The organism is Saccharopolyspora sp. NPDC003752, from assembly GCF_053605825.1.
The window spans coordinates 24,242-45,985 of record NZ_JBSGJZ010000054.1; the positions used below are offsets into that span (position 1 = coordinate 24,242).

The window sequence follows — 21,744 nt, forward strand, 5'->3', positions numbered from 1 at the left end:
AAGCGGCGCAGCCGCTTTCTCTTTCGCCACGCACGCAACTTGCACCGCCGCGGGTTCTCAGACGGTGCCCGCCCCTTCCGGGCTACTGGGCGAGGCCAGTCCCCGATGCCGCGTATTGGTCATACGTAAGTCGGGGCTCCCGCAGTCCAGACGGCGTCTGCAACTCCCGCAGGGGGGCCGCTACCCGCACCGCTGAGCAAAGCGAGCAGAAACCCCCTCTACGGCAGCTTCCAGTCGATGGGCTCCATGCCGCGGCGTTCGAGGATCTCGTTCACCCGGCTGAACGGGCGGGAACCGAAGAAGCCGCGGTCGGCCGACATCGGGCTCGGGTGCGGCGATTCGACGCACTCCACGCCGGGCATCAGCGGGCGCAGGTCGCGGGCGTCGCGACCCCAGAGGATCGCCACCAGCGGCTCCTCCCGCGCGGCCAGCGCGCGGATGGCCTGCGCGGTGATCTCCTCCCAGCCTTTGCCCCGGTGCGAACCGGAGTTGCGGGGCCGGACCGTCAGCGCCCTGTTGAGCAGCAGCACCCCGCGCTCGGTCCACGGCGTGAGGTCGCCGCCGGAGGGCGTGGGGTGACCGAGGTCCTCGGTGTACTCGCGGTAGATGTTGACCAGGCTGCGCGGCGGCGCGACGCCGGGCGCGACGGAGAAGCTGAGGCCGACCGCGTGCCCGGGCGTCGGGTACGGGTCCTGGCCCACGATCAGCACCCGCACGTCGTGGAACGGCTGCTGGAAGGCGCGGAGCACGTGCTCCGGGGCGGGCAGGTACGTCCGGCCCTCGGCTACCTCGGTGCGCAGGAACTCGCCCATCTTCTTGATCTGATCGGCGACCGGCTCCAGGGCTTTCGCCCACCCGGCCTCCACGAGTTCGTGCAACGGCTGTGCGACCATCCGAGCACCCTAGCGAGCTACCAAGATCGCCCTCCGGACAACCCCCGAGATCGACTTCGGACGGTCAACGTGTCGCACGTCACACTCGATGGAAGTAACATGCCGGGCGATATGGCGCACACCCGTATCCGGCTGTCACACGAAAGCACCATTTCCGCTAGTCATCCGCCGAATTCGGCTGTCAAATCGGCGACACTCCGACACAACGCGCGGGCCGCTCGATCGGTGACCTTTTGCATATAGGAAATAACATCGGAATAACGCAATCCACGGCTTTTGGTGGCCTCCACAAGGCCGCTCGGCTAGGTTCACCGGAGTTCTGAAGACCGCAAGGGTGGATGGCATGACCCGGAGGTGGGCCGCAAACTCATGACTTCGCAGGAATCAGCCGAAACATCAGCCGAGCAGCGCTCTCTGCTCCGTCGCGCGGTCGGCGCAGCGGCAATCGGCAACTGCACGGAGTGGTACGACTTCGGCGTATATGCATATGTGGCCGCATACGTGGGCCACCAGTTCTTCCCCGGCCCGCTGGAGACCATCTCGGCCTTCGGCGTCTTCGCGATCTCCTTCCTGTTCCGGCCGCTGGGCAGCCTGTTCTTCGGCCCGCTGGGCGACCGGATCGGCAGGCAGAAGGTGCTGGCGCTGACGATCCTGCTGATGTCCGGATCGACGTTCGTGATCGGCCTGCTGCCGACTTACGAAGCCATCGGCGTCTTCGCGCCGATGCTCCTGCTGCTGTGCCGGTTGCTGCAGGGCTTCTCGACCGGCGGCGAATACGGCGGCGCGGCGACCTACATCGCCGAGTTCGCGCCGGACCGCCGCCGCGGCTTCTGGGGTAGCTGGCTGGAATTCGGCACGCTCGTCGGATTCGGATTCGGCGCGCTGGTGCCGACGATCCTGATCTTGAATCTGGACACCGCCTCGATGGAAAGCTGGGGTTGGCGCATTCCGTTCCTGATCGCCGGTCCGCTCGGCGGCGTCGGTCTCTACCTGCGGAGCAAGCTGGAGGACACGCCGGCGTTCAAGAAGCTGGAAGCGACGCACCAGGTGGCCAAGTCGCCGCTGAAGGACCTGATCAAGGAATGGTGGCGGCAGCTGCTGATCCTGATGGGCATCGTGGTGCTGATCAACATCGCCAACTACACGATCCTGACCTACATGGAGACGTACCTCAAGAACACGCTCCACATAGAGCCCGGCCAGGAATACCAGGTCCTGGTCCCGCTGCTGCTCACGGTGCTGTTCATGATGGTGATCATCACGCCGGTGGGCGCGCTGTCGGACCGGGTCGGCCGCAAGCCGCTGTTCCTGTCCGCGGCGATCTGCTTCATCGTGCTGCCGATCCCGGCGTTCATGCTGATCTCCCAGGGCACCGTGCTGACCACGATCTTGGGGCTGGGCCTGCTGGCGATCGGGCACGTGCAGCTGATCGGGCCGCTGGCGGCGACGCTGCCGGCGATGTTCCCGACGAAGGTCCGCTACGCGGCCTTCTGCATCGGGTACAACATCTCGACGGCGGCCTTCGGCGGGACCGCGCCGCTGGTCAACGACGCCGTGGTCACCTCGACCGGCAACACCATGTTCCCGGCGTTCTACCTGATGGCCGCGGCCCTGGTGGCGCTGGTGCCGATCCTGCTGATGAAGGAGACGGCGAACAAGCCGCTGATGCAGGACGCGCCTGCCCCGGCGGGTTCCTCGGCGAGCTGATCGCCCCGAACGCGGAGAACCCCGATGCGCCAGTGGCGCATCGGGGTTCTCCGCGTTCGGGGAAGTCCTCGGCGATCCCGCCTCAACGCCAGTGCTCCCAGCCCGCCGGGCCCTCGTACTCGCCGCCGTCCACCGTGACACCGGCGCCCTCGGCGACCACGCCGATCGCGCGCCAGCCCTCCGGCAGCGGACGTCCCGGTGGGAACGTCGCGGCCAGCGCCTGGTCCTCGCCGCCGGTGAGCACCCAGTGCCGGGCGTCCGCGCCCAGCGCCGAGGCGACCTCGGTCAGCCGCTGCGGCACCTCGACCTGCTCGGTCCGGACGTCGATGGCCACCTGCGACGCCTCCGCGATGTGCCCGAGATCGGCCAGCAGCCCGTCCGAGGTGTCCACCATGGACGTCGCGCCCGCGACGGCCGCCTGCGGCCCCGCCGCGTACGGCGGCTCCGGCACGCGGTGCGCGCCGACGACCGCGACCGGCGAGCGGAAACCCCGCCCCAGCACGGCCAATCCGGCCGCCGACCAGCCCAGCCGGCCGGCCACCGCGACCACGTCCCCCGGCCGCGCGCCCGACCGCGTCACCGGCTCCCGGCCCTGCAGGTCGCCCAGCGCTGTGATCGAGATCGTCAGTGAGGTCGCCGACACCATGTCGCCGCCGACGATGCCGATGCCGACCCGCTGTGCTTCTTCCCACATGCCCGCGGACAGCTCGTCGACCACGTTCGTCGGCAGGTCCGGGGAGCAGGCCAGGCCCACCAGCAGGCCGGTCGGCACCGCGCCCATCGCGGCGATGTCCGAGAGGTTCACGGCCACGGCCTTGCGGCCCACCTGCTCCGGTGTCGACCAGTCGAAACGGAAGTGCACCCCTTCGACCAGCACGTCGGTGGCGGCCACCACCCGGCCGTCCGGGGCCGCCAGGACCGCGGCGTCGTCACCCGGCCCGATTAACGTGCCAGGTGACTGCGGCCGCCCGGCCGTAACCCGATCGATGAGGCCGAACTCACCCAACTGGGAAACGGTCTGTGCGTCCTGCGATGAATCAGGACCCAACTGGGACCTTCCTTCCTTGAGCATCCGCTCGGTCCGATGGGGTAGCTTTCTGCCAGTTTCCTACCCCGAGCACATCGGCCACACGAAGGGGCACGCCGTGGTTCAGGCATACATCCTCATCCAGACCGAAGTTGGCAAGGCCGCCGCGGTCGCCAGCGAGATCAAGGACTTCGCCGGCATCATCAGCGCCGAAGACGTCACCGGCCCGTACGACGTGATCGTGCGCGCCGAAGCCGAGAACGTCGACCTGCTCGGCAAGATGGTCGTGGCGAAGATCCAGAACGTCGAAGGCATCACCCGCACCCTGACCTGCCCCGTGGTGCACCTGTGACGATCCGTCACTGAACTGGTTCCGCGTCGCCGGGGATCTCCCGCAGCGGCGCGAGCCACCCCCGGGCGGCGGCGCCGCTCGAAGAAAGCGCGGGTGGGCAGCCCGCACCAGAGTGGAGCACGGCCGGGCCGGTGACCGCACCCGGCGGCGGCCGTGCTGTAGTGGACGACGTGGTTCACCAATCAGCGCCCGGATTGCCCCGGCCGGTGTTGATCGTGGCGATCACGCTCGGCGCACTCCTCGCCCTGGCGGTCGCCGGCGTCGGCGCGTACGGCTGGTACGGCGAGCACCAGGCGCAGCAAGCCCAAGCGGAAGCGGAAGCGGCCCGGCGAAGCGGGCCGCTTCCGCTCGCGCCCGTCCCGGCGCCGAAGGCGTCGTCGCCGGAGTGCGCGGCGGTGCTCGAAGCGCTGCCGCGCGAGCTCGCCGTGGGCGACGCGCGCGTGCCGCGCCGCGCCCTGGCGGAGCCGGCGCCGGCGGGAACCGTCGCGTGGGGAGATGCGAAGCACGACCCGCTGACCGTGCGGTGCGGCATCGACGCCCCGCAGGAGCTGACGCCGACGGCGCAGCTGCTGGACGTCTCCGGCGTCAGCTGGCTGGAGATCAACCAGGGCGGCGACACCTCGTGGCTGGCGGTCGACCGCCCCGTGTACGTCGCGCTCACCGCCCCGGAGGGCACCGGGACCGGCCCCATCCAGGACCTCTCCGAGATCCTCCGCAACACCTTCCCCAAGCAGCCGGTCTTCCCGTAACCGGCACCACACGAGCGAACGGCCCGTTCACCTCGCCTGACGAGGTGAACGGGCCGTTCGCTCGCGGGTCAGCGGAGGCCGGTGCCCCGGGAGATCGCCGTTTCGACGAGGGTGGTCAGCAGGGTCCGGTAGTCGACGCCCGTGTCCGCCCACATCCGCGGGTACAGCGAGATCGCCGTGAAGCCCGGCATCGTGTTGACCTCGTTGACGATCAGCTCGCCGTCCTCGGCGAGGAAGAAGTCGACCCGCGCCAGGCCCTGGCAGTCCAGCGCGCGGAAGGCCCGCACCGCCGCGGCGCGCAGCTCCTCGATCGCGTCGTCGCCGATCTTGGCCGGGATGTCGAACTCGGTGACGTCGTCGAGGTACTTGGACTCGTAGTCGTACCAGTCGGATTCGCCGGTGACCCGCAGCTCGGCGGGCAGCGACGCCTCGATCCGGCCGTCCGGGAACTCCAGCACGCCGCACTCGATCTCGCGGCCCACCACCGCCGACTCGATGATCACCTTCGGGTCGGTGCGCCGCGCCTCCGCGATCGCCGCGTCCAGGTCCGCCCAGTCGGTGACCTTGGTGATGCCCAGCGACGATCCGGCCCGCGTCGGCTTGACGAACACCGGCAGCCCGAGCCGTTCGCGCTGCCGCTCGTCCAGCGTGGCCTGATCGCGGCGCAGCACCTCGAAGCGCCCCACCCCCAGGCCCTCCGCGGCGAGCAGCTTCTTGGTGTACTCCTTGTCCATCGACACGGCGCTGGAGAGCACGCCCGCCCCGACGTAGGGCACGTCGGCCATCTCCAGCAGCCCCTGGATGGTGCCGTCCTCGCCGAACGCGCCGTGCAGCACCGGGAACACCACGTCGACCGACGACAGCACCTCACCGCCGCGGCCCGGTTCCAGCAGCACCAGCTCGCGGCGGGTGGGGTCGCCGGGCAGCGCGAGCGCGGTGTTCGGCGCGACCTCGGGTGCCTGGCGGTCCCGGATCTCCAACTGCTTCGGGTCGTCGGTGCCGAGCACCCAGGCGCCCTCTCGGGTGATGCCGACCGGCAGGATCTCGAAGCGGTCCTGGTCCAGGTGCGCGAGCACGCTACCGGCGGACACGCAGGAAATGCCGTGCTCGGTGCTGCGCCCGCCGAAGACGACGGCCACCCGGGTCTTGCGCTGTGTCATGCGCCGGACCCTACCTGCCGTGCCGAAGGCCCGTTTCACAAAGGTTGACCGGTTCGCAGTGGAACCGATCGACTCCCCCGCCGTGAGCGAGCTGTTTCACGCGTTCCCGCACAGCCGGGCCAGAATCGGCAGCGCGCGTTCCAGTTCATCGCGCGAGCACGCGGCGTAGCCGAGCGCCAACCCGAACCACTGCTGCGGACCGCAGTGGTGCCGCCGCAGGCCGTCGAGCACCAGTCCGTGCTCCGCCGCCATCGCGACCACGTGCTGCTCGGTCTCCGCATCCGGCAGCGGCAGCACCACGTGCGCCCCGGCGCGGTCGCCGAACACCTCGACGCCTTCGGCGGCGAGCTTCTCCACGACGAACGCCCGGCGCTGCGACAGCTCCCGCCGCAGGCGTCGCAGGTGCCGTCCGAGGTCGCCGTGGCGGGCGAGCTCCACCAGCACGCGCTGCCCCGCCGGAGCCGGGCTGGTCCCGGTGCGATCGCGGTGCTGCAGCACGCAAGCCGCGACGTCGTCGGGCGCCAGCATCCAGCCCACGCCCAGGGTCGGGGTGAGGATCTTGCTCGTCGTGCCGAGGTGCACGACGACGTCCGGGGCCATCGACGCGAGCACCGGCAGCGGCGCCACGTCGTAGCGGAGCTCGCCGTCGTAGTCGTCCTCGATGATCAGCCAGCCCTCGGCGCGCGCCCGCTCCACCAGCGCGATCCGGCGCTCCGCCGGCAACCGGCCGCCGATCGGGTACTGGTGCGCGGGCGAGCAGTAGACCGCTTGCACGCCGCGCGGAATGGCGTCGACCACGATGCCCGCGTGATCGACCGGTGCGGCCACCACCCGCACGCCCACCGACCGCAGCGCGCCGACCGCCCGCTGATATCCGGGCTCCTCCACGGCGACCGCCGCGCCGCGGCGGAGCACCGAGCCGGCCAGCTCGACGACCGCCGCCGTGGTGCCGCCGGTGGCCAGCACGTTGTCCACCGTCAGCCCGCCGACGACCAGACCGCGGTGGCGCAGCAGGTGCTCGGTGATGGCCTCGCGGTATTCGATCGACCCGCCGCGATGCGGCTTCGAATCGGGCGGGGTGTCCGCCGCCGCACGCCAGGCCCGCCGCCACGCCGCCCGGTCGACTCCGCCCGCCCACGGCACGCCGGGCGTCAGCACCACCATCGGCTCGTCCGCCTGCCGCGCGCCGCGGTCGGCGCCGGCGGGGGCCCCGGTCCGCGATCCGGGCGGGCTGGTCGTGACGTAGGTGCCCGAGCCGTGCCGTCCGGCGATCCAGCCCTCGGCGTGCAGCTGCTCGTAGGCCGCGGCGGTCACCGTGCGGCTCACTTCGAGGTGCCGCGCGAGCGCGCGCGTGGACGGCAGGCGGTCGCCGCCGCGGAGCTGGCCGAGGGTGGCGGCGTGCCGCAACGCGTCGGCGAGCTGAACGGCGAGCGGGCGCGGATCGTCGCGGCGCAGCTCGATGGCCAGCTCCAGCAGCGGGGAGCTGGCTGCGGGCACGGAATGTGGCATTTCGAAATTCTCCCTGATTGGCACTTCGATAATGCCACTTGCTGAAAGATCCTGTCCCTCGTGACCCGACAGCTCTCCACCACCGAACGGACCACCATCCGCCGCGGCAGCGACCGGGCCCGCACCGAGCGCAGCGAGCTGCACGCCGCCCTGGACGACGGCCTGATCTGCCACCTCGGCCTGCTGGTCGACGGCTCGCCCCGGGTCGTGCCCACAGGCTACGGACGCAGCGACGACACGCTCTACGTGCACGGCTCGACCGGCGCGCGCAGCCTGCGGGAGGCCGCCGAGGGTGTCGAGGTGTGCGTCACGGTGACCCACCTCGACGGGATCGTCTACGCGCGCTCGCTGTTCCACCACTCCGTGAACTTCCGCTCCGCGATGATCCACGGGCGCGCCCGGAACGTCGTCGACGACGACGAGAAGCTGCGGGCGCTGCGGGTGATCACCGAACAGCTCGCGCCGGGTTCGTGGGACCACGCGCGGCAGCCGAACAAGCGGGAGCTGGCCGCGACGGCGGTTCTCGCCGTCGACCTCGCCGAAGCCGCGGTGAAGGTCCGCAGCGGCGGCCCCAGCGACGACACCGAGGACGTCGAGGCGGGCAAGGCGTGGGCCGGGGTGCTGCCGCTGCGCATGCACTGGGGTGCGCCGGAATCCGCGCCGGACCTGCCGGCGGGGTTCGAGGTGCCGCGGCACGTCGGCGAGCGGCAGTACCGGGCATGAGCGTCGTGGAACTGGAAGACGTCGAGCCCGCCTACCCGGTGCTCCGCGAGCTGCGCCCGGATCTGGCTTCGCCGGAGGAGTTCCGCGCGCAGGCGGAGCAGCAGCGGGCGGCGGGTTACCGGCTGATCGCGTCGCTCGACGGCGACGGCGAGGTCGCCGCCGTCGCCGGGTTCCGCACCGGGCGGTCGTTCGCGTGGGGCCGCTACCTGTACGTCGACGACCTCGTCACCCTGCCGACGGCCCGGAAGCAGGGGCACGCGAAGGCGCTGCTCGACTGGATCGACACGGAGGCGCGCAGACTCGGAATCGGGGAAATCCACCTGGATTCGGGCACGCACCGCCACGACGCGCACCGCCGCTACCTCGGGACGGGATTCGCGATCGCGGCCTTCCACTTCTCGAAACCCGCGCCCGGGGACTGAGTCCCCGCGGCCGGGTCGATTGTGGACACGGCGCGAAAGCCGTTGCGGCGCGGGGCGCCCGGTCCCCCGGGTGCCCCGCGCGCGTCACCGCGCCTGGTGGAGGCCGGTGACCGGGTCGTGGGTGTAGAGGGTCATCCCGGCCCGGGCCGGGCGGTAGACGTGGACGCTCACCGCGGGGTCCGGTCCGTTGTTGTGCACCTGGTGCACGTAGTTCGGGCCGAAGACGCGGGACTGGCCCGCGGTCAACGGGTGCAGCACCTCGGCGCCCCGGGGTTGGACGACGCGCTCGGTCAGGTTGCCGGTGATCACGGTGAAGGCGCCGGTGGCGCCGCCGTGGTCGTGCAGTTCGGTGTGCTGGCCGGGCAGCCAGCTCAGCAGCCACGCCTCGTAGCTCTCGGTGCGCGCGAGCAGGCCCGACCAGCGCTGGTCCGGGTCGTAGCGCAGCAGGTGCGTCCACGAGCCGCGGTCGGCGGCGAGTTCCCGGGCGATGCGGACCGGGTGCGCGATGGAGAGATCGGCAGGTGCGGCAAGGGTATTCGGCGGAACGGCGAACACGGCGGATGTCCTTCGGGATCGTGATGAGCCCCGGGCCGTCGGCGCGCGTGCGTGCGCGCCCGGAAACGCCCGGGAATTACGGGAGAACGATCAACACGAAGAACACAGACAGAGCGCGCTGGCGACGCGGCGCAGGTCGATGTGACCCCGTCGATCGGTCATAGCACGCAGCAACACGTGGAGAACTGAACCAGTCCGCGGGGACCCGCGTCAACTCGAACCCGCAAGATCTCACACCACGGTGACGAATCCCGCCCGCAAGCACTGGAGCGGCCGCAGAGGCTGACGACTCACTCTGCACAGCGGCGTACCTCGCGGGGTGCTGCGAAGTCAACGGCCTGTTCACCTCGATAGACGAGACGAACAGGCCGTTCACCTCACCGAAACAACGGCGCGAGGCGGGGCCGGAAAGCGGCTACGCCAGGGCTTGGAGGACGTCGGCGACCAGGTCGGCGGGGTCTTCGCAGCCCGCCGAGAACCGGACGAAGCCCTCCGGCACCGGGTCGCCCCACTGGGCCCGGCGGTCGACCGTGCTGTGCAGGCCGCCGAAGCTCGTCGCCGCCACGACCAGCTCGCTGCGCCGGACGAATTCCTCGACTGCCCGCGCATCGGCCAGCTCGAACCGGAACACCCCGCCCCAGCGGCGCATCTGCCGCCGGGCGAGCTCGTGCGACGGGTCGCCGGGCAACCCCGGCCAGCGCAGCCCGGACACCGCCGGGTGCTCGCGCAGCGCCTCGACGAGCGCCGCCGCGTTCTCGGCCTGCCGCGCCAGGCGCAGGTCCAGCGTGCCCATGCTGCGGTGCGCCAGCCAGGTCTCGAAGGGGCCGGGGATCGAGCCGGAGAGCGTCCGCGCCCGCACCAGCCGCTGCGCCAGCTCCTCGTCGCGGACCGACACGTGCCCCATCAGGATGTCGCTGTGCCCGGACAGGGCCTTGGTGTCGCTGGCCACCACGACGTCCGCGCCCAGCGCCAGCGGCCGCTGCCCGAGCGGCGTCGCCGTCGTGTTGTCCACCGCCAGCAGCGCGCCCGCCGCGTGCGCGCGCTCCGCGAGCTCGGCGATGTCGCAGACGTCCAGCCCCGGGTTCGACGGGGATTCCAGCAGCACCAGGCGAACCCCGGCGAAGACGTCGTCGTGCCAGGGGCCGGGCGTGTCGATCTCGCGGACGTCCAGCTCCAGCTCGGCGAGCTCGTCGCGGACGAACTGGCGCGTCGCGTAATACCCGTCGCCGGGCAGGATCAGCGCGTCGCCGGGGCGGAGCACCGCGCGCAGCAGCGTGCTGATCGCCGCCATGCCCGATGGCAGCAGGACGCAGTGCCCGCCGTCCAGGTCGCCGATGGCCGACTCCAGCGCCCGCCAGGTGGGATTGCCCGCCCGGCCGTAGAAATCGGCGGCCTGGACGTCCTCGCCCAGGTGGAACGGCGCGGCGAAGACCGGGCCCGGCAGCAGCGGCGTCCCGCCGGCCGGCTCCGGGTGCCCGCCGCGCACGCAGCGCGTGCCGTCGCCAAGATCCGATGTGCTCACAAGTTCTCCCATCGCGAGTTCGGCGCCCCCTCGCGGTAACGGTTGTCGTGAGTGGTGATGGCCGCTCCGGCGACCACAATCGCTCACGACCTAGCCGCCCGTCACTCCGGCTTGCGCTCGCGGCCGAGCAGTTCGGCGGCCGCGGGTGCGGGCGCGAGGCCCTCGTGGCACACCCGGTGCACCACGTCCGTGATCGGCATCTCGACGCCGTGCCGCGCCGCCAGCTGGCGGATCGACGAGCACGACTTCACGCCCTCGGACACCTGCCCGTGCGCGGCCTCCTGCGCCTGCGCCAGCGTTTCGCCGCGCCCCAGCCGCTCGCCGAAGGTCCGGTTGCGCGACAGCGGCGACATGGCGGTGGCGACCAGGTCGCCCAGCCCGGCCAGGCCCGCGAACGTCATCGGGTCGGCACCCAGCGCGACGCCGAGCCGGGTCGTCTCGGCCAGGCCGCGGGTGATCAGCGAGGACATCGTGTTGTGCCCGAAGCCCAGCCCGGCGGCCATCCCGCAGGCCAGCGCGATCACGTTCTTGCACGCCCCGGCGATCTCGATGCCGACGAGATCCGTGTTGGTGTAGGGCCGGAAGTACGGCGTCGAGCAGGCGTGCTGCAGCGCGACGGCCCGGTCGTGGTCCGGGCAGGCCACCACGGTCGCGGTCGGCTGCTCGGCGGCGATCTCCTTGGCCAGGTTGGGACCGGAGACCACCGCGACGTGCTCCATCGGCACGTCCGCGACCTCGCCGATCACCTCGCTCATCCGCTTCAGCGTGCTCAGCTCGACGCCCTTGGCCAGGCTCACCAGCGTCGCCTCCGGCGGCAGCAGCGGCTGCCAGCCGGCGAGGTTCTCGCGCAACGTCTGGCTGGGCACCGCGAGCACCACCGCGCCGGCGCCGTGCACCGCCTCGGCGGCGTCCTCGGTGGCGCGCAACGTCGACGGCAGCCGGATGTCCGGCAGGTACGCGGCGTTGCAGCGAGTTTCGTTGATCTCCGCGGCGACCTCCGCGCGCCGCGCCCACAGGACGACGTCGTTGCCCGCGTCGGCGAGGACCTTCGCGAACGTGGTGCCCCAGGATCCTGCGCCGAGGACGGTGATCCGCTCAGGCCGCGCCATCGTCGCCCCGGCTCTTGCGGGCGCTGCTGTAGAAGTCGGCGGGCGGCTGCTCGCCGCGGATCTCGCCGAGCAGTTCCCGCACGCGGGTCATCGCCAGCTGCGTGACCTCGCGCAGCGCCTGCGTGTCGTGCTCCATGCCGCGGTAGGCCGACAGGTCCAGCGGCTCGCCGAAGACGAGCTCCACGGTCTTGCGCGGGAAGGGCCGGAACCGCTTCTTGTAGTGGTCGTAGACATCGCGGGTGCCCCACCGGGCGGCCGGGATCACCGGGATGTCGTGCGCCAGCGCCAACCGCGCCACCCCGACCTTCGGCGTCATCGGCCAGCCGTCCGGGTCCTTGGTGATGGTGCCGTCGGGGTAGATCACGATCGCCTTGCCGCGCTCCAGCGCGTTGTGCGCGTCCTGCAGGCTCTTCTGCGCGTCGGCGGTGCCGCGGTAGACGGGGATCTGGTCGACCCCCACCAGGACGCTCTTGAGCACCGGCACGTTCCAGAGCGTGTTCTTCGCGAGGAACCGCGGCACCCGGCCGGCCCGGTGCACGGTGACGGCGTCGAAGATCGGGTCCAGGTGCGAGACGTGGTTGAACACCAGCAGCGCCGGGCCCTCGGCGGGGATGCGCTCCAGCCCGGTCACCTTGGTGCGGGCCAGCGCGGCGGTCAACGGGTAGAACACACCGCGGGCGAGGCCGAGCCAGAACTTGCCCATGCCCTGCGCCTTTTCGCTGGTCTGCCTCCGCTGGCGCCGGAGGCTCTTCGGTTCCGCCACGGCATCTCCTTCAACTGGTCGCAAGCGCCCCGACAAGTTACCTGCCGGGCCGGGTCGCCGGACATCCCGCACGGCGGAAGCCGGATGCCGCCGGAGCGGTGCCGGTCCGGGGCCGCGCGACGGCAAGATGGCAGACGTGACCGCAGGTTTGTACCTCATAGTGCCGATCAAGCCGCTGCACCTGGCGAAGTCGCGGCTGCTGGGCACCGCCGAGCGGGGCGCGGCGCACGCCGACCTGGTCACGGCCGTGGCCTTGGACACAGTGACGGCCGCGCGCCGGGCGGCCGGTGTCGCCGGAGTCGTCGTGGTGACCTCCGACCCGACGCTCACCGAGACGTTCGCCGCCGAGGGCGTCGAGGTGCTCCCGGACACCCCGGCGGCCGGGCTGAACGCCGCGTTGCGGCACGGCGACGCCGAGTTGCGGCGGCGCGGGGTCGCGACGCGGGTCGGCGCGCTGCAGGCGGACCTGCCCGCCCTGCGCCCCGCCGAGCTCGCCGCCGCGATCGCCGCCGCCGGTGACGACCGCTCGTTCTGCCCGGACCGGCACGGCACCGGCACCACGCTGCTGCTGGCGGAGCCCGGCGGGCCGCTCGCGCCCCGGTTCGGTCCCGGCTCGGCGGACGCGCACGCCGACTCCGGGGCGAAAACGCTCCTCGGGCAGTGGGACTCGCTGCGCTGCGACGTCGACACGGAGGCCGACCTGGCCGCCGCGGCGGCGCTCGGCCTCGGCCCGCACACGGCCCGCAGGGTGTCGTGACGGCGCCCTCCGAGCTGCCGCGAGAGACGCGGCGTTCAGCGGCTCGTACGTGAATGTTCATCCACAACCGTGAACATCACACGCGCACCTCAGAAGTCGAGGAGAACCGCCCGGATGAGCGACAATGGGAGGGTGAGCACCGACAGCAGCGACCGGATCCCGAAGCCGCCAGCCAAGCGGACCTCCAGCGGCCGGACGCGTCGCGCGCCTCGCGCGGCCGGACGCGTCGGAAACCCGGTCGCTGCCGAGGCGCCGGCGACCGCCGACCGCGCCACCGCCGACGGTGCCCGGGTGCCCTCCGCCCCGCCCGCGGTGACCCGCGCGGCGGCCACCACCGACCTGCCCGAAGACCGCTACCTCAACCGCGAACTGTCGTGGCTCGACTTCAACGCGCGGGTGCTGGCGATCGCCGAGGACCAGTCGCAGCCGGTGCTGGAGCGCACCAAGTTCCTCGCGATCTTCGCGTCCAACCTGGACGAGTTCTACATGGTCCGGGTCGCCGGGCTGAAGCGCCGCGAGGAGACCGGCCTCTCGGTGCGCAGCGCCGACGGGCTCACCCCGCACGAGCAGCTGGTGCGGATCGCCGCCCGCAACCAGGACCTGATGGAGAAGCTGAGCCGCGTCTTCCTCGACGAGCTGCTGCCGGAACTGGCGGCGCACGGCGTCCGGATCCTGCGCTGGGCCGAGCTGGAAACCGCCGACCAGGACAGGCTGACCCGCTATTTCGAGGACCACATCTTCCCGGTGCTTACCCCGTTGGCGGTCGACCCGGCGCACCCGTTCCCGTACATCTCGGGGCTGTCGCTGAACCTCGCGGTCACCGTCGCCGACCCGGACGCCGGGCTGCGGCGCTTCGCGCGGGTCAAGGTGCCGGACAACGTGCCGCGGCTGATCCGCGTCGAAACCGACCGGGAGAACGAGCACGCCACCTTCCTGCCGCTGGAGGAACTCATCGCGGCGCACCTCGGGAAGCTGTTCCCCGGGATGCGGGTCGCCGAGCACCACATCTTCCGCGTCACCCGCAACGCCGACCTGGAGGTCGAGGAGGACCGCGACGAAGACCTCCTGCAGGCCATGGAGCGGGAACTCGCGCGCCGCCGCTTCGGGCCGCCGGTGCGGCTGGAAGTGACCGACACGATGAGCGAGAACATGCTCGAACTCCTGCTGCGCGAGCTGGAGGTCGACCAGCACGACGTGGTGGAGGTCAAGGGACTCCTGGACCTGTCCTGCCTGTTCCAGCTGGACCGGTTGCACCGCCCGGACCTCAAGGAATCGCCGTTCGTGCCCGCGACGCACCCGGCGTTCGCCGAAGGGCAGACGCCGAAGAGCATCTTCTCCACGCTGCGCGAGGGCGACGTGCTGGTGCACCACCCCTACGACTCGTTCTCCACGTCGGTGCAGCGGTTCATCGAGCAGGCCGCGGCGGATCCGCACGTGCTGGCCATCAAGCAGACGCTGTACCGGACCTCCGGCGACTCCCCCATCGTCAACGCGCTCATCGACGCCGCCGAGGCGGGCAAGCAGGTGGTGGCGCTGGTGGAGCTGAAGGCGCGGTTCGACGAGCAGGCCAACATCCAGTGGGCGCGGACCCTGGAGCGCGCCGGCGTGCACGTCGTCTACGGCCTGGTGGGGTTGAAGACGCACTGCAAGACGGCACTCGTGGTGCGCCAGGAGGGTTCCACGATCCGCCGCTACTGCCACCTGGGCACCGGCAACTACAACCCGAAGACCGCGCGGATCTACGAGGATCTGGGCCTGCTGACCGCCTCGCCGGAGATCGGCGCGGACCTCACCGACCTGTTCAACGTGCTCACCGGCTACGCCCGGCACGGCGAGTACCGCCGGATCCTGGTGTCGCCGCAAGGCATCCGCAACGGCATCGTGGAGCGCGTCGAGGACGAGATCGAGCGGGCCCGGCGGGGTTTGCCGTGCGGCATCAGGATGAAGGTGAACTCGCTGGTCGACGAGCAGATCATCGACACCCTCTACCGGGCTTCGCTGGCCGGCGTGCCGGTGCGCGTGGTGGTGCGCGGGATCTGCTCGCTGAAGGCCGGTGTCGAGGGGCTCAGCGAGAACATCGAGGTGCGCTCGATCCTGGGCCGCTTCCTGGAGCATTCCCGGGTGTTCCACTTCGTCGGCATCGACGAGCACTGGCTCGGCAGCGCTGACATGATGCACCGGAACCTGGACCGGCGGATCGAAACCCAGGTCCGGGTGACCGACGTGAAGCTCACCCGCCAGCTCGACGCGATGCTGGATTCGGCGCTGCACCCGGCGACCCGCTGCTGGGTGCTCAACGCGAAGGGCGACTGGGAGGCGTCGCCGCGCAGCGGGGAGCAGGTCCGCGATCACCAGGTGGAAATGCTGCGCATGCACGGTGCGAAGGTGTCCTGAGGAAGATGAGCACGACCGAGAACCAGCCGGTGCCCGGCGGAATCGACGAAGAAGCGTCCGCACCGGTCCGGGCGGCCGGCGCCGTGCTGTGGCGCGCGGGCGCCGGCGGTACCGAGGTGGCGCTGGTGCACCGGCCCCGCTACGACGACTGGTCGCTGCCGAAGGGCAAGCTCGACCCGGGCGAGCTGCCCGCGCACGCGGCGGTCCGCGAGGTGGCCGAGGAGACCGGGTTTCCCTGCGTGCTGTCGCGATTCCTGACCCGGGTGGACTACTCGGTGCCGGTGGCCGGCGGCGGCCGGGCCCCGAAGGTCGTCGACTACTTCACAGCCCGGGCCGGCGACGGGGCGTTCACGCCGAACGACGAAGTGGACGAGCTGCGCTGGCTGCCCACCGGCCGGGCTCGGGAGCTGCTGAGCTATCCGCACGACGCCGGGGTGCTCGACGCATTCGAGGAGTCGCCCGCCGAATCCGCGACCGTGTTGCTGGTGCGGCACGCGAAAGCAGGCAAAAGGTCCGAATGGACCGGAGACGACAACCTGCGCCCGCTCACCGAAGCCGGACAGCGGCAGCGCGACGCATTGCATTCGCTGTTGTCGTTGTTCGGTCCCGCCCGTATCTATTCCGCGCCGCGACTGCGCTGCGAACAAACGGTGGCGCCGATCGCGGCGGACCTCGGAATCGGGATTGCGACCGAGCCGCTCTTTTCCGAAGAGGGCTATCTCGGCGATCCGGACGCGGCCGCCGACGTGCTCCGCAGGGTGGCCGGCGGCCCCGGCACGGCGGTGGTGTGCAGCCAGGGCGGCGTGATCCCGGACCTGGTGGCGCGGCTGGCCGATTCCGCCGACCTGTCGCTCGGCGAGGTGGCCAGCCGGAAGGGCAGCGTCTGGACGCTGACGTTCGCCCGGGACCGGTCTTGCGGGAACGGCAGCGCCCCGGCGCTGCGACTGGCCGCGGCGGACTACCTCGCGGACCCGCTGGCCTGAGAGCCTGTTCTGCTCCTCTTGCGTGGCGGCGCCAGTGGCGGCCCTGCGGGAGTTACAGACGCCGTCTGGACCCCGGGATCCCCGACTTGCGTGACCAATGCGCGGCTTCGGGGACTGGCCTCGCCCAGTAGCCCAGAAGGGCGGGCACAGCCTGAGAACCCGCAGCGGTGCAAGCCGCGCAGGTGAGCCAAGCGGCCGCGCCGCTTCAAGAGCAAAACCAGGCTGTGCAGGAGACGGATGCGTCGGCGAATTCGGTGCCGGCGAATGATCCGCCGACGCCCCGGCTCCCACTGACGACCGCGACCGCACCAGCACCGAACCGGCCGGGCCGGTGGTGTGCTGCGCGGGCGCTGTCCGGCGCTGATCGCGCCGTGTGGACGTTGCGCGCCGTCCACGGGTGAATCTGTGCGAACGCCGGCGCCCCGGCGGTCACGGCCTTCTCAAGCGGTTTTCCGGGCATCGCCTGACGTCGGGGCGATGACCGGACGACCGGGGAACGCCGTGAGCGGGCGGCTGGTGACCCCTTGCCGGGTCATCTCGCCGCCCGCTCGGTCCACTGGTGCTCGCTGCAGCAGCGAGCAGTCACTTCTTCGTGGACTTGCGCGTCGTCGTCGCCTTCTTGGTCGCCGGACGGGTCGTCTTGGCCGTCGACTTCGTGGCGGCCTTGGCCGTCGTCGCCCGCTTCGCGGTGGACTTGGCCGGGGTCGCCTTGGCGGTGGACTTCGCCGGGGCCGCCTTGGCCGGGGTCGCCTTGGCGGTGGTCGCCTTGGTGGCGGTCCGCTTCGGGGCGGCCTTGGTGGCGGTCGCCTTCGCCGTGGTGGCGCGGGTCGCGGTCTTCGTCGCGGCGGCACGCGTGGTGGTGGCGGCCTTGGCGCGAGTACCGGCGGCGGCCTTGGCGGCGCCCGCGGTCTTCGTGGTGGCACCACGGGTGGTGGCCGCCTTCGCCGTGGTGGCGCGCGGCAGTTTCCGCTGTCCGCCCACGACTTCCTTGAACTGGGTGCCGGCGCGGAAGGCGGGGACGTTGGTCTTCTTGACCTTCACGCTCTCACCGGTGCGCGGGTTGCGAGCGGTGCGTGCGGCGCGGGCCCGCTTCTCGAAAACGCCGAAGCCGGTGATGTTGACCTTTTCGCCCTTGTTGACGTTGCGAACGATGATGTCCACAACGCTTTCCACAGCCTGGCTGGCGGTCTTCTTGTCTCCGAGGCGTTCTGCCAGAGCCTCGATGAGTTGGGCCTTGTTCACTTCAGTCCCTCCCAGGACACAACAACGGCCCCGTTGGGCCGACTCAATGTCAACGGTAAAGCCCCGGACAAACAAATGCCATTCGCCACGCCTCATTTTTTCGTTGGGGCGTGGGCATTCGCGTCCGGGCAACGGGGTCCGCAGAGCTCCTGGAGCAACTGTTCAGTTGTCCCTCGGCGGGCGAGTTTTTCCTTTCACAACAGGAAAAACTCGCCCCCGAAAGGCACCTCGATCAGCCCTGGTGGGCGGGCAGGGTCGCCGGTTTGAAGCTCGGCCGGGCCTGCTCAAAAGTGTCGATCGTCTCGGCGTGCCGGAGGGTCAGACCGATGTCGTCGAGCCCTTCCAGCAGCCGCCAGCGCGTGTAGTCGTCGATGCTGAAGGGCACCGTGAGGTCCTTGGCTTGCACCGTCCGCTGCTCCAGATCCACCGTCACGGCGGTACCCGGCTCGCTCTCCAGCAGCTTCCACAGCAACTCCACATCGGACTGCTCGCACTGGGCCGCCAGCAGCCCCTGCTTGCCCGAGTTGCCGCGGAAGATGTCCGCGAAACGGCTGGAGATGACCACCCGGAAGCCGTAGTCCTTCAACGCCCACACGGCGTGCTCGCGCGACGACCCGGTGCCGAAGTCGGGCCCGGCGACCAGCACGCTGCCGGCGCGGAAGGGCTCCTGGTTGAGGATGAAGTCCTCGTCCCCGCGCCAGGCGGCGAACAGGGCGTCCTCGAACCCGGTCCGGGAAACCCGCTTGAGGTAGACGGCCGGGATGATCTGGTCGGTGTCCACGTTGGACCGGCGCAGCGGGACGCCGACCCCGGTGTGCGTCTTGAACGGTTCCATCGTCACTGCTCCTGGTGGGATGTGGTTCAGCTCAGGTCTTCGGGGGAGGACAGGGTTCCGCGCACGGCGGTGGCGGCGGCGACCAGCGGGGAGACCAGGTGCGTGCGGCCGCCCTTGCCTTGCCTGCCCTCGAAGTTGCGGTTGGAGGTCGACGCGCTGCGCTCGCCCGGCGTCAGCTGGTCCGGGTTCATGCCCAGGCACATCGAACAACCGGCCGAACGCCATTCCGCCCCGGCCGCGGTGAAAACCTCGTGCAGCCCCTCGGACTCCGCCTGCTTGCGGACCTTCATCGAGCCGGGCACCACGAGCATCCGCACGTCCGCGGCCACCTTGCGGCCCTTGAGGACCTCGGCGGCGGCGCGCAGGTCCTCGATCCGACCGTTGGTGCACGAACCGAGGAAGACGGTGTCCACGGACACCTCGCGCAGCGGCGTCCCGGGCGTCAAGCCCATGTACGCCAAGGCCTTCTCGGCGGCGAACCGCGCGCCCTCGTCGGCGATCTCCGCCGGGTCCGGCACCCGCTCGCCCAGCGGCAGGCCCTGCCCCGGGTTGGTGCCCCAGGTGACGAACGGGGTCAGTTCGTCGGCGTTCAGCGTGACTTCTGCGTCGAATGTGGCGTCGTCGTCGGTGCGCAGCGTCCGCCAGTACTCGACGGCGGTGTCCCAATCCGCGCCCTCGGGGGCGTGCGGCCGCCCCTTCAGGTAGGCGAAAGTCGTTTCGTCGGGCGCGATCATGCCGGCCCGCGCGCCCGCCTCGATCGACATGTTGCAGACCGTCATGCGGGCTTCCATGGACAGCTTGCGGATCGCCTCGCCGCGGTACTCCAGGACGTAGCCCTGGCCGCCGCCGGTGCCGATCTTCGCGATGACGGCGAGGATCACGTCCTTGCTGGTGACCCCCGGCCGCAGCGTGCCCTCGACGTTGATGGCCATGGTCTTGAACGGCTTCAGCGGCAGGGTCTGGGTGGCCAGCACGTGCTCGACCTCGGAAGTGCCGATGCCGAACGCCAAAGCGCCGAACGCACCGTGCGTCGAGGTGTGGCTGTCGCCGCAGACCACGGTCGTGCCGGGCTGCGTCAGCCCGAGCTGCGGCCCGACGACGTGCACGATGCCCTGCTCGGCATCGCCCATCGGGTGCAGCCGGATGCCGAATTCCTCGCAGTTCTTCCGCAAGGTGTCGACCTGGGTGCGCGACACCGGGTCGGCGATCGGGAGGTCGATGCCGGTGGTGGGCACGTTGTGGTCTTCAGTGGCCAGCGTCAGGTCGGGCCGCCGGACGGGCCGCCCGGCCAGCCGGAGCCCTTCGAATGCCTGCGGACTGGTGACCTCGTGCACCAGGTGGAGATCGATGTAGAGCAGGTCTGGCTCGTGCCCTTCACCACGGCGCACGATGTGCGCTTCCCAAACCTTCTCCGCGAGCGTTTTTCCCATCGCTGCTCCCAGTCGAGCCTGCCGAGACCCGGATCGGGTCTCTCCCACAGAGTGGACTTCCCAGATGCCGGGAAGTTAGTATCGGTACGTGGGACAGCATAGCGGCATCGGAGTACTGGACAAGGCAGTGGCCGTCCTCCAGGCGGTAGCGGCCGAACCTTGCGGCCTGGCCGAACTGTGCAGCCGCACGGGGCTGCCAAGGGCAACGGCGCACCGCCTGGCGGTGGGCCTGGAGGTCCACCGCCTCTTGCGGAGGGGCTCGGACGGTCGCTGGCGCCCGGGTGCGGCGCTGGCGGAACTGGCGGGCGGAGCGGTGGATCCGCTCCTGGAGGCGGCGGCGACGGTCCTACCGAAGCTCAGGGACGTCACGGGCGAAAGCGTCCAGCTCTACAGGAGGGACGGAATGCAACGCCTGTGCATAGCGACGGCGGAACCGCCGAGCGGCCTGCGGGACACGGTCCCGGTGGGCACGGCGCTGTCGATGACGGCGGGCTCGGGGGCGAAGGTCCTCGCGGCCTGGTCCGACCCGGCGACCCAACGCGCGGTCCTGGCGGAAGCGGTCTACGGGGAACGAACGCTGATGGAGGTCCGGAGAAGGGGCTGGGCCCAGAGCGTCGCGGAGCGGGAGTCGGGAGTGGCGAGCGTCTCGGCGCCGGTCCGGGACACCCAGGGCAACGTCGTGGCGGCCATATCGGTTTCGGGCCCGATCGACCGGATGGGAAGGCGCCCGGGGGCCCGCTGGGCGGCGGACCTGCTGGCGGCGGCGGACGCCCTCCAAAACCGCCTGTGAACCCGAGCGATGCGGGCCAACGGCCCGCATCGCCAAAACCCACGCGCCCCACCAGCGGAGAGGCGCGACATCCACCGGCCCCCAAAGAAGAAAGCCGAAGGCATCCCGCCCCCGGCACAAGCGAAGGTGCCCGAGCAGCACGGGTTCCCACCCACTACCAACCTGAAGCAGAACCAACAACGCCCAACGATCGCACGGAAAGCCGCGGAAGGCCGAGGAAGCCACAGCCCCAACTCGGCCACGATCACACCGGCAGACGACGGCAAACCGACCCAAGCGAACACAGGACGAACCAACCCCAAACCCCCAGCGAAGCGCAGGGCCACCCCAGCAGCCCAAGCGAAGCGCAGGGCGAACCCCAGCGAACCGCAGGGTCGCCCACCCCCAAACGCCCAAGCGAAGCGCAGGGCCACCCAACTCCGAAGGCCCAAGCGAAGCGCAGGGCTAGCCAACTCCGAAGGCCCGGATAGAAGCAACCCGGCTCCGAAGGCCCAGATGAGGTTGTGTCTTCTGGCTGGTCGGCAACCCAGGCCGGGTACCCCACGAAAAGCGATGGAGCCCACAAAAAGCAACCCCCGCACCGTGGGGGGCATGGGGGGCTCGGCCCCCCAATCAAAAAACGAAAAGGGCCCCATCTGCGCCTTCCGCAGATGGAGCCCTCCCACCCTTGTAGTCCCGACGGGATTTGAACCCGCGCTACCGCCTTGAGAGGGCGGCGTCCTAGGCCGCTAGACGACGGGACCTTGGAACGAGAAGAACTTTACAGCACCCCGGAATCACCTCGAACACCCACCCCCGGCAAGCGGTGCCCAACGCCCCGGA

Annotated in this window: 20 protein-coding genes and 1 tRNA gene; 9 read left to right on the forward strand and 12 right to left on the reverse strand. The window is 70.9% G+C overall.

The window, feature by feature from the left end:
- Window positions 1–218: 218 nt before the first annotated feature.
- On the reverse strand, window positions 219–893 hold the full coding sequence (locus tag ACWEV3_RS39090; RefSeq protein WP_452618733.1) for a uracil-DNA glycosylase: 675 nt from the start codon (window positions 891–893) through the stop codon (window positions 219–221).
- A gap of 489 nt (window positions 894–1,382) precedes the next feature.
- Between ACWEV3_RS39090 and ACWEV3_RS39095 the strand changes: the two genes are divergently transcribed.
- On the forward strand, window positions 1,383–2,600 hold the full coding sequence (locus ACWEV3_RS39095) for an MFS transporter (protein ID WP_452618734.1): 1,218 nt from the start codon (window positions 1,383–1,385) through the stop codon (window positions 2,598–2,600).
- A gap of 82 nt (window positions 2,601–2,682) precedes the next feature.
- On the opposite strand, the gene ACWEV3_RS39100 is transcribed toward ACWEV3_RS39095, so the two are convergent.
- Window positions 2,683–3,672 (reverse strand): thiamine-phosphate kinase, encoded by a 990-nt coding sequence (locus ACWEV3_RS39100; protein ID WP_452618735.1) that lies wholly within the window; start codon window positions 3,670–3,672, stop codon window positions 2,683–2,685.
- 73 nt (window positions 3,673–3,745) lie between these two features.
- Here ACWEV3_RS39100 and ACWEV3_RS39105 point away from each other — a divergent pair, with 73 nt between their 5' ends.
- Window positions 3,746–3,979: an Lrp/AsnC ligand binding domain-containing protein gene (locus ACWEV3_RS39105; protein ID WP_452618736.1), complete on the forward strand. Its 234-nt coding sequence runs from the start codon at window positions 3,746–3,748 to the stop codon at window positions 3,977–3,979.
- 215 nt (window positions 3,980–4,194) lie between these two features.
- Entirely contained in the window at window positions 4,195–4,728 is a 534-nt protein-coding gene (locus ACWEV3_RS39110) for a DUF3515 domain-containing protein (RefSeq protein WP_452618737.1), read from the forward strand.
- Window positions 4,729–4,796: 68 nt separating this feature from the next.
- On the opposite strand, the gene ACWEV3_RS39115 is transcribed toward ACWEV3_RS39110, so the two are convergent.
- Together ACWEV3_RS39115 and pdxR are read right to left on the reverse strand one after the other, a co-directional pair.
- The gene (locus ACWEV3_RS39115; RefSeq protein WP_132484744.1) at window positions 4,797–5,888 is read right to left on the reverse strand and encodes a D-alanine--D-alanine ligase family protein; all 1,092 of its coding nucleotides are present in this window, start codon (window positions 5,886–5,888) and stop codon (window positions 4,797–4,799) included.
- Between the two features lie 96 nt (window positions 5,889–5,984).
- Window positions 5,985–7,397, reverse strand: a complete 1,413-nt coding sequence (pdxR, locus tag ACWEV3_RS39120; protein ID WP_452618738.1) for a MocR-like pyridoxine biosynthesis transcription factor PdxR — start codon at window positions 7,395–7,397, stop codon at window positions 5,985–5,987.
- Window positions 7,398–7,457: 60 nt separating this feature from the next.
- Here pdxR and ACWEV3_RS39125 point away from each other — a divergent pair, with 60 nt between their 5' ends.
- Entirely contained in the window at window positions 7,458–8,120 is a 663-nt protein-coding gene (locus ACWEV3_RS39125) for a pyridoxamine 5'-phosphate oxidase family protein (protein ID WP_452618739.1), read from the forward strand.
- Entirely contained in the window at window positions 8,117–8,542 is a 426-nt protein-coding gene (locus ACWEV3_RS39130; protein WP_452618740.1) for a GNAT family N-acetyltransferase, read from the forward strand. Before ACWEV3_RS39125 ends, ACWEV3_RS39130 begins: the two co-directional genes overlap by 4 nt.
- Window positions 8,543–8,626: 84 nt before the next feature.
- Here ACWEV3_RS39130 and ACWEV3_RS39135 read toward each other — a convergent pair whose 3' ends face one another.
- The 4 genes from ACWEV3_RS39135 to ACWEV3_RS39150 form a co-directional block, all read right to left on the reverse strand.
- Complete coding sequence (locus tag ACWEV3_RS39135; protein WP_452618741.1) at window positions 8,627–9,097, reverse strand: cysteine dioxygenase; 471 nt, start codon at window positions 9,095–9,097, stop codon at window positions 8,627–8,629.
- 415 nt (window positions 9,098–9,512) lie between these two features.
- Window positions 9,513–10,631, reverse strand: coding sequence for a cystathionine gamma-lyase (locus ACWEV3_RS39140; protein ID WP_452618742.1), 1,119 nt, complete (start codon window positions 10,629–10,631; stop codon window positions 9,513–9,515).
- Between the two features lie 89 nt (window positions 10,632–10,720).
- The gene (locus tag ACWEV3_RS39145) at window positions 10,721–11,728 is read right to left on the reverse strand and encodes an NAD(P)H-dependent glycerol-3-phosphate dehydrogenase (protein WP_452618743.1); all 1,008 of its coding nucleotides are present in this window, start codon (window positions 11,726–11,728) and stop codon (window positions 10,721–10,723) included.
- A complete protein-coding gene (locus ACWEV3_RS39150) occupies window positions 11,715–12,491 on the reverse strand; it encodes a lysophospholipid acyltransferase family protein (RefSeq protein ID WP_452618744.1) in 777 nt (258 codons plus the stop codon). Before ACWEV3_RS39150 ends, ACWEV3_RS39145 begins: the two co-directional genes overlap by 14 nt.
- A 136-nt stretch (window positions 12,492–12,627) precedes the next feature.
- On the opposite strand from ACWEV3_RS39150, the gene cofC reads away from it, so the two are divergent.
- From cofC to ACWEV3_RS39165, 3 genes are all read left to right on the forward strand, one after another.
- Window positions 12,628–13,248, forward strand: coding sequence for a 2-phospho-L-lactate guanylyltransferase (gene cofC / locus ACWEV3_RS39155; RefSeq protein ID WP_452618745.1), 621 nt, complete (start codon window positions 12,628–12,630; stop codon window positions 13,246–13,248).
- Window positions 13,249–13,362: 114 nt separating this feature from the next.
- On the forward strand, window positions 13,363–15,642 hold the full coding sequence (locus tag ACWEV3_RS39160) for an RNA degradosome polyphosphate kinase (protein ID WP_452618746.1): 2,280 nt from the start codon (window positions 13,363–13,365) through the stop codon (window positions 15,640–15,642).
- Between the two features lie 5 nt (window positions 15,643–15,647).
- The gene (locus ACWEV3_RS39165; protein WP_452618747.1) at window positions 15,648–16,625 is read left to right on the forward strand and encodes an NUDIX hydrolase; all 978 of its coding nucleotides are present in this window, start codon (window positions 15,648–15,650) and stop codon (window positions 16,623–16,625) included.
- Between the two features lie 582 nt (window positions 16,626–17,207).
- Here the strand turns inward: ACWEV3_RS39165 and ACWEV3_RS39170 are convergent.
- From ACWEV3_RS39170 to leuC, 3 genes are all read right to left on the reverse strand, one after another.
- Window positions 17,208–17,867, reverse strand: coding sequence for an HU family DNA-binding protein (locus ACWEV3_RS39170; protein WP_452618748.1), 660 nt, complete (start codon window positions 17,865–17,867; stop codon window positions 17,208–17,210).
- A gap of 232 nt (window positions 17,868–18,099) precedes the next feature.
- On the reverse strand, window positions 18,100–18,702 hold the full coding sequence (leuD, locus tag ACWEV3_RS39175; protein ID WP_452618749.1) for a 3-isopropylmalate dehydratase small subunit: 603 nt from the start codon (window positions 18,700–18,702) through the stop codon (window positions 18,100–18,102).
- Window positions 18,703–18,728: 26 nt separating this feature from the next.
- Window positions 18,729–20,132, reverse strand: coding sequence for a 3-isopropylmalate dehydratase large subunit (gene leuC, locus ACWEV3_RS39180; protein ID WP_452618750.1), 1,404 nt, complete (start codon window positions 20,130–20,132; stop codon window positions 18,729–18,731).
- A gap of 88 nt (window positions 20,133–20,220) precedes the next feature.
- Here leuC and ACWEV3_RS39185 point away from each other — a divergent pair, with 88 nt between their 5' ends.
- Window positions 20,221–20,922: an IclR family transcriptional regulator gene (locus ACWEV3_RS39185; RefSeq protein WP_165968088.1), complete on the forward strand. Its 702-nt coding sequence runs from the start codon at window positions 20,221–20,223 to the stop codon at window positions 20,920–20,922.
- Between the two features lie 670 nt (window positions 20,923–21,592).
- Here ACWEV3_RS39185 and ACWEV3_RS39190 read toward each other — a convergent pair.
- A tRNA-Glu gene (locus ACWEV3_RS39190) sits at window positions 21,593–21,665 on the reverse strand.
- Window positions 21,666–21,744 lie beyond the last annotated feature (79 nt).

Coding starts and splice junctions, on each gene's coding strand:
- ACWEV3_RS39115 (WP_132484744.1), bottom strand. CDS start 5,888: ATGACACAGCGCAAGACCCGGGTGGCCGTCGTCTTCGGCGGGCGCAGC.
- ACWEV3_RS39130 (WP_452618740.1), top strand. CDS start 8,117: ATGAGCGTCGTGGAACTGGAAGACGTCGAGCCCGCCTACCCGGTGCTC.
- leuC (WP_452618750.1), bottom strand. CDS start 20,132: ATGGGAAAAACGCTCGCGGAGAAGGTTTGGGAAGCGCACATCGTGCGC.
- ACWEV3_RS39145 (WP_452618743.1), bottom strand. CDS start 11,728: ATGGCGCGGCCTGAGCGGATCACCGTCCTCGGCGCAGGATCCTGGGGC.
- ACWEV3_RS39100 (WP_452618735.1), bottom strand. CDS start 3,672: ATGCTCAAGGAAGGAAGGTCCCAGTTGGGTCCTGATTCATCGCAGGAC.
- leuD (WP_452618749.1), bottom strand. CDS start 18,702: ATGGAACCGTTCAAGACGCACACCGGGGTCGGCGTCCCGCTGCGCCGG.
- ACWEV3_RS39165 (WP_452618747.1), top strand. CDS start 15,648: ATGAGCACGACCGAGAACCAGCCGGTGCCCGGCGGAATCGACGAAGAA.
- ACWEV3_RS39090 (WP_452618733.1), bottom strand. CDS start 893: ATGGTCGCACAGCCGTTGCACGAACTCGTGGAGGCCGGGTGGGCGAAA.
- pdxR (WP_452618738.1), bottom strand. CDS start 7,397: ATGCCACATTCCGTGCCCGCAGCCAGCTCCCCGCTGCTGGAGCTGGCC.
- ACWEV3_RS39160 (WP_452618746.1), top strand. CDS start 13,363: ATGAGCGACAATGGGAGGGTGAGCACCGACAGCAGCGACCGGATCCCG.
- ACWEV3_RS39140 (WP_452618742.1), bottom strand. CDS start 10,631: ATGGGAGAACTTGTGAGCACATCGGATCTTGGCGACGGCACGCGCTGC.